General features: G+C 70.9%; 10 protein-coding genes. 4 read left to right on the forward strand and 6 right to left on the reverse strand.

Annotation, left to right across the window (positions count from 1 at the left end):
• Nucleotides 1-6: 6 nt before the first annotated feature.
• Complete coding sequence (locus tag AC1DP1_RS02125; RefSeq protein ID WP_477505436.1) at nucleotides 7-1,248, reverse strand: MFS transporter; 1,242 nt, start codon at nucleotides 1,246-1,248, stop codon at nucleotides 7-9.
• Between the two features lie 143 nt (nucleotides 1,249-1,391).
• Here AC1DP1_RS02125 and AC1DP1_RS02130 point away from each other — a divergent pair, with 143 nt between their 5' ends.
• Nucleotides 1,392-2,705 (forward strand): FAD-binding protein, encoded by a 1,314-nt coding sequence (locus AC1DP1_RS02130; RefSeq protein ID WP_477505437.1) that lies wholly within the window; start codon nucleotides 1,392-1,394, stop codon nucleotides 2,703-2,705.
• A gap of 49 nt (nucleotides 2,706-2,754) precedes the next feature.
• Here AC1DP1_RS02130 and AC1DP1_RS02135 read toward each other — a convergent pair whose 3' ends face one another.
• Both AC1DP1_RS02135 and AC1DP1_RS02140 read right to left on the reverse strand, forming a co-directional pair.
• The gene (locus AC1DP1_RS02135; RefSeq protein WP_477505438.1) at nucleotides 2,755-4,710 is read right to left on the reverse strand and encodes an MFS transporter; all 1,956 of its coding nucleotides are present in this window, start codon (nucleotides 4,708-4,710) and stop codon (nucleotides 2,755-2,757) included.
• A 120-nt stretch (nucleotides 4,711-4,830) separates the two neighbouring features.
• Nucleotides 4,831-5,109 carry a hypothetical protein gene (locus tag AC1DP1_RS02140; RefSeq protein WP_300046447.1) on the reverse strand — a complete coding sequence of 93 codons (279 nt, stop codon included), beginning with the start codon at nucleotides 5,107-5,109 and terminating at the stop codon, nucleotides 4,831-4,833.
• Between the two features lie 298 nt (nucleotides 5,110-5,407).
• On the opposite strand from AC1DP1_RS02140, the gene AC1DP1_RS02145 reads away from it, so the two are divergent.
• Nucleotides 5,408-10,897, forward strand: coding sequence for an ATP-binding protein (locus tag AC1DP1_RS02145; RefSeq protein ID WP_477505439.1), 5,490 nt, complete (start codon nucleotides 5,408-5,410; stop codon nucleotides 10,895-10,897).
• 112 nt (nucleotides 10,898-11,009) lie between these two features.
• On the opposite strand, the gene ychF is transcribed toward AC1DP1_RS02145, so the two are convergent.
• Nucleotides 11,010-12,086 (reverse strand): redox-regulated ATPase YchF, encoded by a 1,077-nt coding sequence (gene ychF, locus AC1DP1_RS02150; protein ID WP_457184744.1) that lies wholly within the window; start codon nucleotides 12,084-12,086, stop codon nucleotides 11,010-11,012.
• Nucleotides 12,087-12,423: 337 nt separating this feature from the next.
• Between ychF and AC1DP1_RS02155 the strand changes: the two genes are divergently transcribed.
• The gene (locus tag AC1DP1_RS02155) at nucleotides 12,424-12,927 is read left to right on the forward strand and encodes a PH domain-containing protein (protein ID WP_477505440.1); all 504 of its coding nucleotides are present in this window, start codon (nucleotides 12,424-12,426) and stop codon (nucleotides 12,925-12,927) included.
• On the forward strand, nucleotides 12,924-14,489 hold the full coding sequence (locus AC1DP1_RS02160; protein WP_477505441.1) for a PH domain-containing protein: 1,566 nt from the start codon (nucleotides 12,924-12,926) through the stop codon (nucleotides 14,487-14,489). Before AC1DP1_RS02155 ends, AC1DP1_RS02160 begins: the two co-directional genes overlap by 4 nt.
• On the opposite strand, the gene AC1DP1_RS02165 is transcribed toward AC1DP1_RS02160, so the two are convergent.
• The gene (locus AC1DP1_RS02165) at nucleotides 14,486-16,297 is read right to left on the reverse strand and encodes an acyl-CoA dehydrogenase (RefSeq protein ID WP_477505442.1); all 1,812 of its coding nucleotides are present in this window, start codon (nucleotides 16,295-16,297) and stop codon (nucleotides 14,486-14,488) included. The genes AC1DP1_RS02160 and AC1DP1_RS02165 overlap by 4 nt on opposite strands.
• Nucleotides 16,298-16,410: 113 nt before the next feature.
• On the reverse strand, nucleotides 16,411-17,220 hold the full coding sequence (locus tag AC1DP1_RS02170) for a M57 family metalloprotease (protein WP_477505443.1): 810 nt from the start codon (nucleotides 17,218-17,220) through the stop codon (nucleotides 16,411-16,413).
• Between the last annotated feature and the right edge of the window lie 241 nt (nucleotides 17,221-17,461).

Genomic DNA, 17,461 nt, shown 5'->3' on the forward strand with positions numbered 1-17,461 from the left:
ACGACCTCACTCGTGGATCTGGTCCGATGGACGCTCCACGGCATCGGCCACGGTCACGTGGGTCGCGGGGGCGGAAGGCCGGCGCAGGGCGAGCGGCAGCGTTGCCACCGCGATCGCGCCGGCGACCAGGAAGGCGGTCGCGAACGACGTGAGCTGGGCGATCACCCCGACGGCCACCGAGCCCAGCGCCGTACCCGCGTCGAAGCCGACGTTCCACACCGCGCTCGCCAGGTTGTGGTGCCGGCGTGAGACGGCGGAGAAGGACACCAGGAGCGTGAGGTTCTGCAGACCGCCGTAGCAGAGACCGATCAGGAGCATGGCGAGCAGGAACGAGTCGACGCGGACACCGTCGGAGCCCGCGACGGACCAGGCCACGAGCGCCATCCCCACTCCCGTGAGCGGGACCAGGGGCACGAGGAAACGTCGCGGGCCGTGGCGGTCCGCGAGCGCACCGACACGCCATCGGCTGAGCGCAGCCGACAGCCCCATCAGGAGCAGACCCCCGGCCGCGACCGTCGGGCTGTCGACCATCTGCGGCGTGAACGTGATGACCGCACCGCCCGCCAACGTGACCGCCAGCAACAGCAGAATTGGCGGCAGCAGCCGTCGGTAGGCGGCGGACTCCGGGTCGCGCGGTTCGGGCGACGCCTCCGCACCGGGATGCAGGTCCGGCGCAGTGAGCCGGAGGGCCGTGGCAAGACGGAGTGCGGCCGGGATCCCGGCCAGGGGCAGCGCGCTCAAGGTGAACGCCACCCAGTAGCCGAGGCTCTCGGCGATCCACGGTCCGGCGGGCAGGAGGACGAGGTTCGGCCCCGCGACGGCGAGCCCGTACGCGCCGATGGCCTCCCCCCGGCGCTCCGCGACGACCAGGGCCGCGACCGCAGCACTACCGGTGACCGTGAGGACACCGAACCCGATCCCTCGGACCGCCGAGAGCGCGAGGATCACCCCCAGGTCGTCGCTGAGCGACAGCAGGACGCCGGGCGCCCCGAGGAGCGTCAGTCCGACGGCGAGCACCGGTCCCCACCCGAAGCGCCGGAGGGCGCGCGGGACGAGCAACTGGGTCAGCACCGTGAACAGCAGGAGGACGCCGTTCACGAGCCCGGAGCCGGCGGTCGTCGCCCCACCTTCGACCGCCCACAGTGGCGCCACCGTGAGCAGCAGCGCGTATCCCGAGAACCCCGCACACGTCATCGCCACCAGCGGCGCCATGCCTGGCTGACGCCAGATCGGCCCCCGCGCGTCCACGGCGGGCAGTCTAACGACGGGTGATTCCCTGGTGCGCCGGCGAGGACTCGATCGCGTCCTCGTCGAGGATGGTGAGGTCTCGGGCCCGTCGCTGAGCACGTTCGGGCGCGTTGTACATTCCGACGCATCCACGAGGAGGCCCCATGCCAGGACCACAGCTCGACCCCAGCGACGCGACCGATGGGGCGAACTCCGGAGGTCCCGGGACCAACTGGGCCGGCAACCACGCCTACGCGGCGGGGCGCTACGTCCGAGCGCGCTCGGTCGAGGAGGCCCAGGAGGTCGTCCGTTCGTCCCCCCACGTGCGCCTGCTCGGCACCCGTCACTCCTTCAACGCCCTGTGCGACACCGATGGGACCCTGCTGGACCTCACCGGCCTCGCCGTCGAGCCCGTCCTCGACCTCGGACGAGGACGGGTCCGGGTTGCCGGGGGCACGCCGTACAGCGACGTTGCGGCGCACCTGCAGGCACACGGCCGTGCGCTGGCCAACATGGGCTCGCTCCCCCACATCTCCGTGGCCGGAGCCACGTCGACCGGCACGCACGGGTCGGGCGCGGGCAACCGCATCCTCGGTGCGGGCGTCAGCCGCCTCGAGCTGATCGGGGCAGACGGCGAGCTGCGCGCGATCTCCCGCGGCGAGCCGGACTTCGATGGCTCCGTCGTCGCGCTGGGCGCCCTCGGGGCCGTCGTGTCGCTCGACCTGGACGTCGAGCCGACGTACGACGTGCGCCAGGACCTCTATGCGCACCTGCGCTGGAGCGAGGTGGTCGAGCAGGTCGACGAGGTCCTGGGATCGGCCTACAGCGTCAGCGTCTTCGGCCGGTGGAACGACGCGGACCCGACCGAGGTGCTCGTCAAGTCACGCGCCACCGACGACCGTGGGCCCRCTGGCTGGATCGGCGGGACCGAGGCCGTCCCGGCCGCCACCGCGTCGCTCACCCTCGGCGCGGGCGACCACCTCACCGTGCGCGGCACCCCCGGGCCGTGGTCGGAGCGTCTGCCCCACTTCCGGGGCGACCGGCAGCCCAGCTTCGGCGAGGAGATCCAGTCGGAGTGGTTCGTCCCCGCCGCCGACGCTGCGGCTGCCCTGCGTGCCGTGACGGACCTGGCAGCCACGAGCGGCGGGGAGCTGGCCGCCCTGCTCATCGTGAGCGAGATTCGCGCCATCCGGGCAGACGACCTCTGGCTCTCACCTGCCGAGGGCCGCGAGACCGTCGCCCTGCACTTCACCTGGAAGCGAGAGCCGGAGGCCGTGCTCGCCATGGTCCGGCGCGTCGAGGATGCCCTCGCCCCGTTCGCCGCCCGGGCGCACTGGGGCAAGGTCTACGACCGCGTCCAACCTGCCCTCCACTCCCGGTTGACCGAGTTCCGAGCGCTGGCCGAGCGGGTGGACCCAGCCGGCAAGTTCCGCAATGCCTTGGTGGACCGGGTGCTGGGGCTGGGAGCCGGCACCTAGACCCGTTCGCTGGGGTGCGCGGTGGCCAAGGAACGGTGCGACTTCCGGCTCAGTTGGCCAGTTGCTCCGCTGCGACCGGGATGTCGATGTCGATGACCTCGGACTCGATGGTCAACGACACCTTCCGGGCCTGGGCACGGCCGGTGCGGGCGTCGTACGCGGTGAACACGTAGCGACCGGTGGGCGGCAGCTGGAAGGCGTAGCGGCCGCTCTCGTCGCAGTGGGTCGAACCGATCTGGGTGCCCATCGCCTCACTGAGCGCGACCAACGCGTCGGCGACGGGACGACCGTCGCTGGTGACAATCCCGGACACGGTCAGCTCGTGGGAGAGCGTGATGTCCTGCTCGACCGCGCCGCCGGCGAAGTCGAACACCGTGGCCTCCGGCGCCCAGCCGACGGCGTTCGCGATCACCACGTAGGCGCCCGGGCCGGGCAGCACCACCGAGTACCGACCCCTGTTGTCGGCCCGGCTCCAGTCCAGCTGCGTGCCGTGCACGTCCAGCACGGACACCAGGATCAGTCCGCGGGCGCTGTCGTCGGGGCGGGCCAGGCGGACCTGCCCACAGACCACGGCCTCCTGCTTCTCCTCGCCCTGGGCTCGGACGAGCTCCCGCTCGCGGTGGGTACGAAGGTCCGTCGGGACCAGGGCGGCCAGCGCAACGCAGATCCCTGCCGCCACGGCGCCGAGCACCAGCACGATCTGGAAGGCCTGTTCCGAGGCGAAGAACACGCCGCCGACCTCGATCGTGTAGGCGGCCATGATCGCGGCGACCAGCGTGCTCGCAAGGGATGTGCCGATCGATCGGACCAGGGAGTTGAGACCGTTGGCCGAGGCTGTCTCGGTGATCGGGACCGAGGACATGATGAGCGTCGGCATCGCGGCGAAGGCCAGGGCCGTGCCGATCCCGACCAGGGTCGAGCCAACCACGATCGCGGCCACCGAGTCGGCGTAGAAGACGCGGCCGACGTAGGTGAGAGCCATCAGCGCAGCACCGACGAGCAGCACGGCACGACCTCCCCAACGGCTCAGCGACCACCCGGAGATGGGTGACATCGCCACCATCGCGAGCCCGGACGGCACCATCGCGAGCCCAGCGGCCGTCACTCCGAGACCGAATCCGGCGCCAGTGGCGGTGGGCTGTTGAAGCACCTGCACGGTGACCAACATGTTCACGAACATCGCCATGCCGGCGAAGATCGAGGCGAGATTGGTCATCAGCACCGGTCGCTGGGCGCTGGTGCGGAGATCGACCATCGGTTGGTTGACGCGCAGCTCCAGTGGCACCCAGAGGACGAGCAGCAGGAGCGAGGACACGAGCAGGCCGACCACCAACGGCTCGCCCCATCCCCAGGCGCTGCCCTTCGAGATCGGCAGGAGGAGACAGACCAGCGCCGCGGACAGCACCAGCGCTCCCAGGACGTCGAAGCGGCCGGGCGTGCGCACCGGTGACTCCTCGACCACGACCAGCAAGGCGACGACGAGCACGACACCCGCCACGGCGCCGAACCAGAAGATCGAGTGCCAGCCGAGCCAGTCGCTCAGCACCCCCGCCAGCGGGAGCCCGAGGGCGGAGCCGATGCCCATCGTCGCGCTCATCAACGCAACTGCGGTGCCGATGCGCTCAGGCGGAAGCTTGTCCCGCAAGATGCTGATGCCGACCGCGATGAGTGCTGCGCCGAAGCCCTGGAGCGCCCTCCCCACGATCATCGTCAGGAAGGAGACCTCCAGCGCGCAGATCACCGAACCGAGGATCATCGCCCCCAGCGAGACCAGCAGCATCCGCCGCTTGCCGTACATGTCGGCCATGCGAGCGATGATCGGGGTGCCCACTGCGGCGGTCAGCAGGGTGGCGGTGACCAGCCAGGAGGAGTCCGAGGCCGAGATGTCCAGCAGGTCCGGGAACTCCGGCAGGAGCGGGATCACCAAGGTGAACTGCAGCGCCGAGACCATGCCGCACAGGGACAGGACGAGGATGGTCGCCCAGGCAGGGGCAGTGCGTTGCATCAGACTCCTTGGATCAACGGGAGGACGAACCTCGACCTCGCACGTGAGTATCGCGGGACGGCACGACCGCCCACGCAGGTCGACGTCCGCCTCGAGGCGGTGCGGATCGGAACTGGTCGCTCAGGCGGAGCGCAGTGCAGCCACGCTCTTCACGAGACGACGCAGCGGCGTGTCGCGCTGGACGCTGAGGCGGCCACCATCCTGCGTCAGGCCGAAGTGGGACAGCAGGTCCGGACGCCCCTCTCGCTCGGCCATCAGGAGGATCGCGTCCCGGTCGTAGGAGTCAGCGAGCTCGGCAGCGAGGGCCAGGTCGTCTGCCGTCACAGCGGCGTTGATGGACTCGACGTAGTGGGCGTAGAGGGCGTTGAGCTCGTCGGTGAGGCGGGTCTGGTTCGTCATGGACAACCCCTTGGAGTCGCGATGTGGCCTGGCGGTGACCTCCAGTCTGAGGCAGGGATTGGATCGATCCAATACCGCGACGCCATGACCTTGGGCACGCCCTCTGGCTGCCAGCCACATGTGGCCGCCGGTGCAAAGGCGCCCACGCGGTGGGCATGTGGCCGACGCCGTTGTCTTCAGCAGTAGCCTCACGGGGGTGACATCCTCGTACCAAGGATCCCCGCGTCAACGGTCGGATGATTCAGTCCGCCCGCGGAACTTCAGTCGAGTGGCGATCGTGAATCGCGGCGAGGCCGCGATGAGGTTGATCCACGCAGTCCGCGACGTGAACGCTGAGGGCACTGGGGAACCGATCACCTCGATCGCGCTCTACACCGATGAGGAGCGTACGGCCATGTTCGGCCGGGAGGCCGACGAGGCCTTTCCGCTGGGCCCTGCATCGGCACGCCCCTACATCGACCTCGCCGCCCTGGAACGAGTGCTGGTCGAGTGCGCCGCGGACGCGGTGTGGGTGGGATGGGGGTTCGTCGCAGAGGACCCGGCGTTCGCGGATCTGTGTGCGCGCCTCGGCGTGACCTTCATCGGTCCCAGTGCCGACGCGATGCGCAAGCTGGGCGACAAGATCGGCTCCAAGCTCCTCGCAGAAGAGGTCGGCGTGCCCGTCGCGCCGTGGAGTGGAGGCGCCGTCGACACGCTGGAGGCAGCGCTGGAGGCCGCCGAACGCGTCGGCTACCCGCTCATGCTCAAGGCCACCGCCGGCGGTGGAGGGCGGGGCATCCGCAAGGTCGACTCGCCCGAAGAGCTCGCGGATGCCTACCAGCGCACCCGCGACGAGGCCGAGCGCGCCTTCGGCAGCGGCGTGGTCTTCCTCGAGCGCCTCGTGACCGGGGCACGGCACGTCGAGGTCCAGGTGATCGCAGACGGCCACGGCACGGYGTGGGCGGTCGGTGTCCGCGACTGCACGGTGCAGCGCCGCAATCAGAAGGTGATCGAAGAGTCGGCGTCGCCGCTTCTCGACGCGAGCCAGGCCGACGAGCTCAAGGCCTCTGCCGAGCGGTTGGCTCTCGCCGTGGGGTACGTCGGCGCCGGCACGGTCGAATTCCTCTACCACCCGGGCGAGCGGACCTTCGCGTTCCTCGAGGTCAACACCCGGCTCCAGGTCGAGCACCCCATCACCGAGATGACCACCGACCTCGACCTGGTCAAGGCGCAGCTCCACGTGGCGGCAGGTGGCCGTCTGGAGGGGCAGAAGCCGCTCGAGAGAGGGCACGCCATCGAGGCGCGCCTCAACGCTGAGGACCCCGACCGCGACTTCGCTCCGTCACCGGGCCGGATCGCGATGCTGGAGCTGCCGTCGGGTCCCGGCATCCGGGTCGACACGGGGGTCGGCGAGGGTGACATGATCCCGGCCGACTTCGACTCGATGATCGCCAAGATCATCGCCTTCGGCCGCACCCGCGACGAGGCGCTCGGGCGGCTGCGTCGGGCGATGGCCGAGACCACCGTGGTGATCGAGGGCGGCGCGACCAACAAGAGCTTCATCCTGGATCTCCTGGCACAGTCCGAGGTGGTCGACGGCAAGGCAGGCTGGGCCGACACCAGCTGGATCGACCGGGTCCGCGCCGAGGGACGGTTGGTCGCGCACGAGCACGCCGGCATCGCCGTCGTGGCGGCGGGCATCGAGGCATACGAGGACGAGGCGCAGGTCGAGATCACCCGGTTGCTCGAGAGTGCCCGCGGCGGCCGTCCCCAGGTGCAGCACAAGGTGGGCCGGGCCGTCGACTTCAAGCTGCGCGGGACGGCGTACAAGGTCACCGTGCTACAGATCGGCCGCCAGCGGTTCCGGGTCGGCATCGAGGCACCCGGGGCCGAGCACGATGTGGTCGCCGACGTCGAACGGCTGGACGAGTTCCGCACCAGGATGACCGTCGGTGGCGAGCTCTACCGACTCGTGACCGCGACACACGGGCCCGTGCACCTGGTTGAGGTCAACGGGGTGGCGCACCGGGTCACTCGTGACGAGGGAGGCGTGCTGCGCTCACCCGCCCCTGCGCTCGTCGTCGCGTCACCCGTGGCGGTCGGCGACGTGGTCGCGGCCGGCGCACCGGTGCTGGTGCTCGAGAGCATGAAGATGGAGACGGCTGTGCGAGCGCCGTTCCCGGCCAGGGTCCGGGAGCTGCTCGTCACGACGGGTAGCCAGGTCGAGACCGGGGCCCCGCTCGTACGCCTCGAGCCGGTCGACGACGGTGCCGACGCCGAGCAGGCCGCCCCCGAGGAGACCGCCCCGGCGCTGGACCTGCCGACCGCCGCTGTGGCGGCCTCCCCGCGGGAACGTGCCACACACGCCCGGATGGACGTCGCCTCGATCCTGATGGGCTATGACGTCGACCCCAGCGACGAGGGCGCCCACATCCACGAGTACCTCGCCGCGCGCGACGAGCTCGCCGCCGCCGGCGGTGACGTGGTGCGCGACGAGATCGAGCTCCTCGGGATGTTCGCCGACCTGGCCGAGCTCAGTCGCAACCGACCGGCGGGCGAGGACCTCCACACCGAGCTTCGCGTGCACAGCTCCAGGGAGCACTTCCACGTCTTCCTCCAGAGCCTGGACGTCGAACGTGGCGGCCTGCCCGACCAGTTCCGCAGCCGGTTGGCGCGCGTGCTCGCTCATTACGGCGTGAGCGACACCGACCGCACCCGGCAGCTCGAGGAGGCCGTGTTCCGGATCTTCCTCGCACAGCAGCGCTCGGCCCCCGACCTCCTGCTGGCGACCGAGGTGCTGCAGCGCTGGATCGCCGCACCGCCACCGAGTGCCGAGCTCGCCGCGCTCGCTCGCAACCTCCTCGAGCGCCTGGTCAGGTCCACCCAGCTGCGGTTCCCCGTCGTTGGCGACCTGGCACGCAGCACCCGCTTCCGGTGGTTCGACCAGCCGCTGGTCGACGCCGAGCGCTCCAGCGTGCTGGCCGGCGTACGCGACGAGGTCGCTGCGCTCGCCGATGATGACGACGCCCCGGACCGCGCCGAACGGATGGACGCGCTGGCGAAGATCCCCGAGCAGATCGTCCGCTTCCTCGCCGAGCGGCTCGAGGGCGGCGTGTCGGAGCGCGAGCCGATGCTCGAGGTGCTCGTACGACGCCACTACCGCGAGCACGACCTCCACGACCTGCGCGCGGTGTCACGCGCCGACCGCACCTTCGCGGTGGCCGACTACACGCTCGACGACCGCCCCACCCGGGTGGTCTCCACGGTCGGCGCCATGGCGGAGCTCTCCCGTCCGGACGGCGCGATGGTCGCCGCCCTCGGCGATGAGATCGCCTCCCGTCCGGACCGACACGAGGTGGTGGTGGACCTCTACATCCACTGGCCGGCGTGCCCGGAGTCGCCCGAGGCCGCCGCCGCTGATCTCGCCCGCACTGTCGGAGCCCTGCCGTTCGCCCCGGACGTACGCCGGATCGCGGTGGCCGTCTGCCCGGGCGGGGACCGCCCGGTCAACTACTTCACCTACCGTCCGCACGCGGATGGGGGCGTCGTCGAGGACGACCTGGTCCGCGGCGTGCACCCGATGGTCGGTCGACGCCTCGACCTCTGGCGGCTGCGCGACTTCCACGTCACCCGCATCGAGGCGCCCGAGGATGTTCTCCTCTACGAGTGCGTCGCACGTGAGAACTCCGCCGACCGGAGGCTCGTCGCTCTGGCCCAGGTCCGTCAGCTCGCCGTGGTCCGCGACGAGGACGGCAGGGTCACGGGCCTGCCCCACGCGGAGCGGGCGGTGGAGAACTGCCTCGAGGCGATCCGCCGGGTCCGTGCGTCGCGCGGTGCGGCCGGGAGCAAGCTCGACACCAACCACGTGTGGGTGCAGGTCTGGCCGGTGGTGGAGGCGGAACTGGACCAGATCACCACGCTGCAGGGCAAGATCACCCCGCTGACCGACGGCGCGGGCATCGAGGAAGTGCTCGCGACGGGTCGCGTGACCGGACCCGACGGCACCCCCTCCCCCATCGCGATCCGGTTCCACTCCCGACCCGGCGCCGGCGTCACGGCCTCCATCGAGGCGCCGCCGACCGAGCGGCTCAAGCCGCTCGACGAGTACGCCGCCAACGTCGCCCGGGCCCGCCGCCGCGGCTTGGTCTACCCCTACGAGCTGACGGGTGTGCTGGCCGGTACGGACGGGACCCTCGTCGAGCACGACCTCGACGACACCGGCGCGCTCGTGCCCGTCGAGCGCGCACCCGGGCTCAACAAGGCCGGGATCCTGGTCGCCCTGGTGACGACGCCGACCGAGCTGCACCCGGAGGGCGTGACCCGGGTCGTGCTCTGCGGAGATCCGACCAAGGCGCTCGGCGCGGTGTCGGAGCCGGAGTGCTCGCGGATCATCGCGGCGATCGACCTCGCCGAGCGGATGCGGGTGCCGCTGGAGTGGTACGCCCTGTCGGCGGGCGCCCGCATCTCCATGGAATCCGGCACGGAGAACATGGACTGGGTTGCGGCCGCGCTCAAGCGGATCATCGAGTTCACCCAGGACGGCGGCGAGATCAACGTCGTGGTGGCGGGCATCAACGTCGGAGCGCAGCCGTACTGGAACGCCGAGGCCACGATGCTGATGCACACCAAGGGCATCCTGGTGATGACGCCGGACAGTGCGATGGTGTTGACCGGAAAGCAGTCGCTCGACTTCTCCGGCGGCGTGTCCGCGGAGGACAACTTCGGCATCGGTGGCTACGACCGGGTGATGGGCCCCAACGGGCAGGCCCAGTACTGGGCGCCCAACCTGGCCGGGGCCTTCGGAGTGCTGATGGCGCACTATGAGCACACCTACGTCGTGCCCGGCGAGTCCAGGCCGCGGCAGGCGGCGACCACGGACCCGGCGGACCGCGACGTCTCCGACTACCCGCACGTGTCGCCCGACAGCGACTTCACCACCGTCGGCGAGATCTTCTCCGCGACCTCCAACCCGGACCGCAAGAAGGCCTTCGACATCCGCACGGTGATGCGGGCCCTGGCCGATCAGGACCACCCGACGCTGGAGCGCTGGGCCGGCATGGCCGATGCAGACACCGCCGTGGTCCAGGATGCCCACCTCGGCGGCCACCCCGTGTGCCTGCTCGGGATCGAGTCGAGGCCGATCCCCCGCGGCGGGTTCCCGCCCACCGACGGTCCGGACATCTACACCGCCGGCACCCTGTTCCCACGCTCGTCGAAGAAGGCGGCGCGGGCGATCAACGCGGCGAACGACAACCGTCCCCTCGTCGTGCTGGCGAACCTGTCGGGCTTCGACGGATCGCCGGACTCGATGCGCAACCTGCAGCTCGAGTACGGCGCGGAGATCGGCCGCGCGATCGTGAACTTCGACGGTCCGATCGTCTTCTGCGTCATCTCGCGCTACCACGGTGGCGCGTTCGTGGTGTTCTCCAAGGCCCTGAACTCGAACATGACCGTGCTCGCCCTGGAGGGGTCGTACGCCTCGGTCATCGGTGGTGCCCCCGCAGCGGCCGTGGTGTTCGCCGGCGAGGTCGAGAAGCGCACGTCGGCCGACCCGCGCGTGCGCGACGTCGAGGCCGCCATCGCCGACGCCTCGGGACCGGACCGGAGCCGCCTCGTCGTCGAGCTTGCCGACCTGAGGGCGGCGGTGCGGCCGGAGAAGATCGGTGAGGTGGCCGCCGAGTTCGACGGCGTCCACGACATCCACCGGGCCGTGCGCGTGGGCTCGGTGGATGAGGTGATCACAGTGGCGCAGCTTCGCCCGCGGGTGATCGACGCGATCAGGCGGGGGCTCGACTCGTCACCCTCGTGATCACGAGCTGACGACGCCGAGCTCAGTGTTGCTCGCGGCGTCCTTGAAGCTCATGCGGACTCTGTGCGGACCCAGAGGGCAAACGCCCGTCTGACCTGCACCAACGCGTCGTTCAGACGTTGAAGCGGAACTCCACCACGTCGCCGTCGGCCATCACGTAGTCCTTGCCCTCCATGCGCACCTTGCCGGCCTCGCGGGCCTTGAGCATCGAGCCGGCCTCCATCAGGTCGTCGAAGGAGACGATCTCGGCCTTGATGAAGCCCTTCTGGAAGTCGGTGTGGATGACACCGGCGGCCTCGGGAGCGGTGGCGCCCTTCCTGATCGTCCAGGCCCGCGTCTCCTTGGGGCCGGCGGTCAGGTAGGTCTGCAGGCCGAGGGTGTCGAAGCCGACGCGGGCGAGCTGGTCGAGGCCGGACTCGGTGATGCCCATCTCGGCGAGCATCTCGTGAGCCATCTCGTCGTCGTCCATCTCGGCCAGGTCGGCCTCGAACTTGGCGTCGAGGAAGATCGCCTCGGCGGGCGCGATGATCTCGCGCATCTTGTCCTTGAGCGCCTCGTCGGCGAGCTCGTCGGCGTCGCAGTTGAAGACGTAGATGAACGGCTTGGCCGTCAGCAGCGACAGCTCGCGCAGCAGCGAGCGGTCGATGTCGGTGGCGATGATCGGGGTGCCGGACTCGAGCGCCTCCTTGGCGGCCCTGGCGGCCTCGAGGTTGGCGACGAGGTCCTTGACCTTGCGCGACTCCTTCTCGAGCCGGGCGATCGCCTTCTCGACCGTCTCGAGGTCGGCGAAGATCAGCTCGGTCTGGATGGTGGAGATGTCGTTGGCGGGGTTGACCTCGCCGTCGACGTGGGTGACGTCCTCGTCGCGGAAGACGCGGGTGACCTGGCAGATCGCGGCCGACTCGCGGATGTGGGCGAGGAACTTGTTGCCCAGGCCCTCCCCCTGCGAGGCGCCGCGCACGATGCCGGCGATGTCGACGAACTCCACCGTGGCGGGCAGCAGCTTGGCCGACTCGAAGACCTCGGCCAGCCGGGGCAGCCGCTCGTCGGGGACGCCCACGACGCCGACGTTGGGCTCGATGGTGGCGAACGGGTAGTTCGCCGCGAGGACGTCGTTCTTGGTCAGTGCGTTGAAGAGCGTCGACTTGCCCGCGTTGGGGAGACCGACGATGCCGATGGTGAGAGCCACGGGCCGGGAGTCTACGGCTGCGCGCTGCACGCGAGCGATTCGCGGCCGGCGGGCAAAGGGCGAGGACGGCAGAGGGCCCGGCCGAGCGGCCGGGCCCTCCCTCCTGCGCGCCTCGGCGTCCGTCAGGAGCCGTAGACCGACCGCACCCCCGCGCGATCCGTCTCGGTCGTTGCTCCTCCAACCAACCGGTCGCGCCCGGTCTGGGGAAGCCCCGCGCAGGGTCAGGTGTCTGCACTGCATGAACCTGCAGGAGTTGCCCGCCTGGCGCTCGACGACGCGCAACTGCACAAGTCCGGGGACGTCCGGCGCCTCGGGGCGACCTGCAAGACTCCTGCCCATGACTGACGTGGGGGCTACGCCGGTGCTGCGCGAGCCGGCCAACCGGGTGTCGCCGCAGGCAGTCCCGTTCTGGACCGTGTCGGCCCTGGTCGGCGACGCCGTGCTCGTGGTCGGCGCGCTGCTCGTCTGGTTGCTGGTGCCCGGGGTCCCGGGCTGGGCCGGCCTGGTGGTGCTCCTCCTCGCGCTCGTCGCGGCGGCGCACGTGGTGCTGATGCCCCGGATCCGCTTCCGGGTGCACCGGTGGGAGGTCACCGACACGGCGGTCCACACGCGCGAGGGGTGGATCGGCCGGCAGACCCGCATCGCCCCCATCAGCCGCGTGCAGACGGTCGACTCCCGCCAGGGCGCGGTGATGCGGCTCTTCGGGCTCGCCTCGATCACCGTCACGACCGCCTCGGCCGCCGGGCCGATCACCGTGGACTGCCTCGATGCCGACACCGCCCGCGACGTGGTCGCGCGGCTGACCGCCATCACCGCGGCCACCGAGGACGACGCCACGTGATCCCCGAGCCCGGCGAGGGCTTCGTCCGGCTCAGCCCGCTCAAGCTGCTGCTCGATCCCGTGAAGGCCGTCGCGCAGTTCGTCGTGCCCGTGGTCATCGCGCTGGTCGGGATCAGCCGGAGCGACACCAAGTTCTGGCCGATCATCTTCCCGCTCGTCGTGCTGGGCCCGCTCGTCCTGGGCGCGCTGCCGTGGCTGACCACCCACTACCGCCTGACCGGCACCCAGATCCAGGTGCGCAGCGGCATCCTCAACAAGAAGACCTCGACCGCGCCTCTGGACCGCGTGCGCAGCGTCGACCTCGAGGCGTCCCTGCTCCACCGCATCCTCGGCCTGCAGAAGGTGCAGATCGGCACGGGGGTCGACGACGACCGCATCACGCTCGACGCACTCGCCGCCGCCGACGCCCAGGCACTGCGTACGACGCTGCTGACGCGCCGCGCCGTCGCGGAGCAGCAGGCCGCGCCGGCTGCCGTGGGCCGGCCTGACGGCCCGTCGCCCGACCAGCCCGACCAGCTCGCCCAGCCCGAGGGGACCTACCGGCCCGACCGGCCCGTGGCCCCCGCTCCCCTGCCCGCGCCGGCGGTGCCGCTCGCGCGGATCGACTGGTCCTGGCTGCGCTTCGCGCCCTTCAGCCTCGGCCGGCTGGTGCTGCTGTTCGGCGGGCTCGGGGTGCTGTCGCAGTTCGCCGACGACCTCCCCATCTGGAACGAGGAGACGGCCACCTCGGCGTGGCAGTGGCTCACCCAGTTCGCCGTCGCCGCCATCGCGCTCGTGCTCTCCGTCAGCGCACTCGCCCTCTGGCTGGTCGTCTCCGTCGCCGGCTACGTCCTGCAGTGGTGGGGCTTCCGGCTCGTGCGCGAGCACGGCTCGCTGCACCTCACCTCCGGGCTGGTGACGACGCGGTCCATCACGGTGGAGGAGGCGAAGGTCCGCGGCGTCGAGATGACCGAGCCGGTGCTCATGCGACTCGTCGGCGGGGCCGAGCTCTCCACGCTGGCCACCGGCGTGGAGGACGGCGTCACGCAGGTGCTGCCGCCGTGCCCGCGCGGGGTCGCCGTCGCGGTCGGCGAGGCCGTCCTCGAGCATCCCGGCCCGCTGACCGGTCGGCTCGTGGAGCACGGTCCGAAGGCCCGGCGCCGCGCGTGGTTCCGCCAGCTCCGCAACGCGCTCGACGTCATCGTGCTGCTCGCGGTCGCCTGGTGGTGGTTCGACCTGACCTGGTGGTGGCTCGCCGCCATCGGCGCCGCACTGCTCGCCCTCGCCGCTGCGGCGGGCGAGGCGTCGTACCGCCACCTCGGGCACGACCTCGCCGGTGAGCACCTCGTCGCCGGGCGCGGCACCTTCGCGCGCATCCGCACGGTGCTCGAGACCGACGGCATCATCGGCTGGGTCGTCTCGCAGTCGTGGTGGCAGCGCCGTATCGGGCTCGTCGACCTGACCGCCACGACCGCCGCGGGCACCGAGCGGGTGCTGGTGCGCGACGTACGCCTCGACGTGGCCGTGGCGCTGGCCGACCGGGCGACACCCGGGCTGCTCACCGACTTCGTGGACCGGGTCTAGAACCAGGCGTCGCGCATCTCCAGCGTGGTGGTGTCACCGGAGGCGAGCAGGTCGAGCATCGGGCCCACCTTGGGCAGCTCCCAGCGGAAGAAGTAGCGCGCCGCGGCCCGCTTGCCGTCGTAGAAGTCCCCCGTCCGGTCCCCGACCGCGACGAGCTGCTCGAGCCACATCCACGCGACCACGACGTGGCCGGCTGCCTCGAGGTAGACGGTGGCGTTGGCCATCGTCCGCTCCGGGTCACCGAGCCCGGCCAGCGCGAGCGTCACCTCGCCCAGCCGGTCGACCGCCGACTGGAGCGCCTCGGCGTGGGCGGCGGGCTCCCCGCCCAGGTCGCGGGCCCGGGTGACGGTCTCACCGATCCGGGCGGCGAGCGCCATGAGCGAGGCGCCACCTCCGCCGAGGACCTTGCGCCCGAGGAGGTCGAGCGCCTGGATGCCGTGGGTGCCCTCGTGGATGGGGTTCAGCCGCTGGTCGCGCCAGTGCGCCTCGACGTCGTAGTCGCGGGTGTAGCCCGAGCCGCCGAGCACCTGGATCGCCAGGCTGTTGCTCTCCTGCCCCCACTGCGACGGCCAGGACTTCGCGATCGGCGTCAGCAGGTCGAGCAGCCGCCCGGTCTCGGTGCGCTCCTCCTCGTCGCGCGCGGTCGCCTGGACGTCGAGCAGGCGCGAGCAGTAGAGGTTGAGCGCCAGCGCGCCCTCGACGTACGACTTCTGCGCCAGCAGCATGCGGCGCACGTCGGCGTGCTCGATGATCGGCACCTGCGGCGCGCTCGGGTCGGCCGCCCCCAGCCGGCGGCCCTGCGGGCGGGAGCGGGCGTACTCCAGCGACTTGAGGTAGGCGGTGTAGGCCGTGGTGGTCGCGGACATCCCGACCCCGAGGCGCGCCGCGTTCATCATGTGGAACATGTAGGACAGGCCCTTGCCGGGCTCGCCGACGAGGTGGCCGACGGCACCCGCAGCGCCACCGGGCGTGAAGGCTCCGCCACCGAACACCGGTGCGGTGTTGACCGTCCCCCGGCTGCCGAGCTTGTGGTTGATGCCGGCGAGGGCGACGTCGTTGCGCTCGCCGATGGAGCCGTCCTCCCCGACGAGGTGCTTGGGGACGACGAACAGCGAGATGCCCCGCGTCCCGGGCGCCGCGTCGGGCAGCTTGGCCAGGACGAGGTGGACGATGTTGTCGCCCATCTCGTGGTCGCCGCCGGAGATCCACATCTTGCTGCCGAAGATCCGGTAGGTGCCGTCGTCGGCGGGGACGGCCCGCGTGACGACGTCGCCGAGACTGGAGCCGGCGTGCGGCTCGGAGAGCGTCATCGTCCCGAAGAAGCGCCCCTCGAGCATCGGCGTCACGAAGCGCTCGACCTGTTCGGGCGTGCCGTGGGCGAGCAGCAGCCCTGCGTTCGCGACGGTGAGGAACGAGTACGCCGCGGTGCCGATGTTGGCGGCGGTGAACCACGCCATGCACGCCGACGCCACCACGTGCGGGACCTGCTGCCCGCCGACCTCCTCGTCGAGGGTCAGCGTGAGCAGGTCGGCCTTGGCGAAGGCCTCCAGCGCCGTCGCGATCTCCGGGATGAGCAGCACCTTCTCACCGTCGAAGACCGGCTCCTCGGTGTCGCTGCGGCGGTAGTGCGGGGCGAAGTGCTCGGTGGCCAGCTGCTCGCACAGCGCCAGCAGCGCGTCGTACGTGTCGCGGTCGTGCTGGGCGAACCGGGGCCGCTCGGCCAGCTGCTCCACGTCGAGCCACTCGAAGAGCATGAACTGCAGGTCGCGCGCGGAGAGGATGGTCGACGGCGAGGCGGTGGTGGACACGCGCCGACGCTACCCGGACGCGACCGGGGATCCGGTGCGGCGGTCCGGACGGGCCGAACGCCCCCTCCGCTCGGGACGGAAGGGGCGCTCGGGGCTGTCACCAGCCTAGGCGATCAGGAGCCGTAGAGGGTGACTGCGCCCTGGCGGTCCGTCGCCGTCATGCTGAGGTTGCTCGAGGTGCCGTTGCACTGGGGGTAGTGCATGATCGAGGACGAGTCGTACGGCGTCAGCGGGCGCCAGTTGTTGTCCTCGAAGCAGGTGCCGGCCTCGGGCCGCGTGTGCTCGTGACGGAAGCCGAGCGTGTGGCCGAGCTCGTGGCCCAGGATGTTGCCCGGGGTCCACGACCCGGAGTTCATCAGCGACGAGGCGTTGACCAGGATGTTGCGGCTGCGCTTGCTGGTGCTCGGGAAGAACGCGCGGGCGATGTACTGCGTGGTGCTGGTGGGCTCGACGGAGAAGAGCACCGAGTTGTTGCGCACCGTGCAGCTGGCGTCCTGGGCGGGCACGTAGGTGAAGTTCACCTTCGAGGTGGCGCCCTCCCACAGCGCGGCGCCCTGGTTCATCGCGTTGACCACGTTGGTCTTCGACGTGCCGAACTTGTTGCTCACGCAGTAGGTCAGGTTGAGGGCCTGGCTGGCCGACCACTTGTCGTCGGCGCCGCCGACGGTGTTGACGATGAGGCCTTCCTGCATGGTCTCGGGCGCGACCATCGAGTCGTAGAACTCGCGGAGCTGGCCGGTGTCGGCGACGGGCTCGTCACCGTTGACGACGTACTGCTGGTCCGCGTCCTTGAACGTGGATGCGTGGAACTCCTGGAACGTCGGGATCTCCGAGTCCGTGGCGGCCAGTGCCGGTGAGGCGAGGGCCGCGCCGAGGAGTGCTGCGGAGCTGAGGGCGATCGCCCCGAGTCGACTGCGCTGCATGTGGGTTCTTCTCTCCTGATGGGGGATTTGGCACACGCCATCTCGGAGTCCTGAGCAGCGCCGGACGTGGCCTGGAGCTGATGTGGTCACGGTCCGACAAGGGTCCAGCAGGTTTGCACACGTTCCCGAGACAGGTGCGTGCCGATGAACTTCGCGCACGAGGCCCCGATCTGTAAAGACTTTCCTGCGCAAAGAGTTCCTCGCCCCACGGCATGCGCCACCAACTGCCTTCCTTAGGGTG

It is taken from the genome of Nocardioides sp. P4_G10, assembly GCF_056401175.1.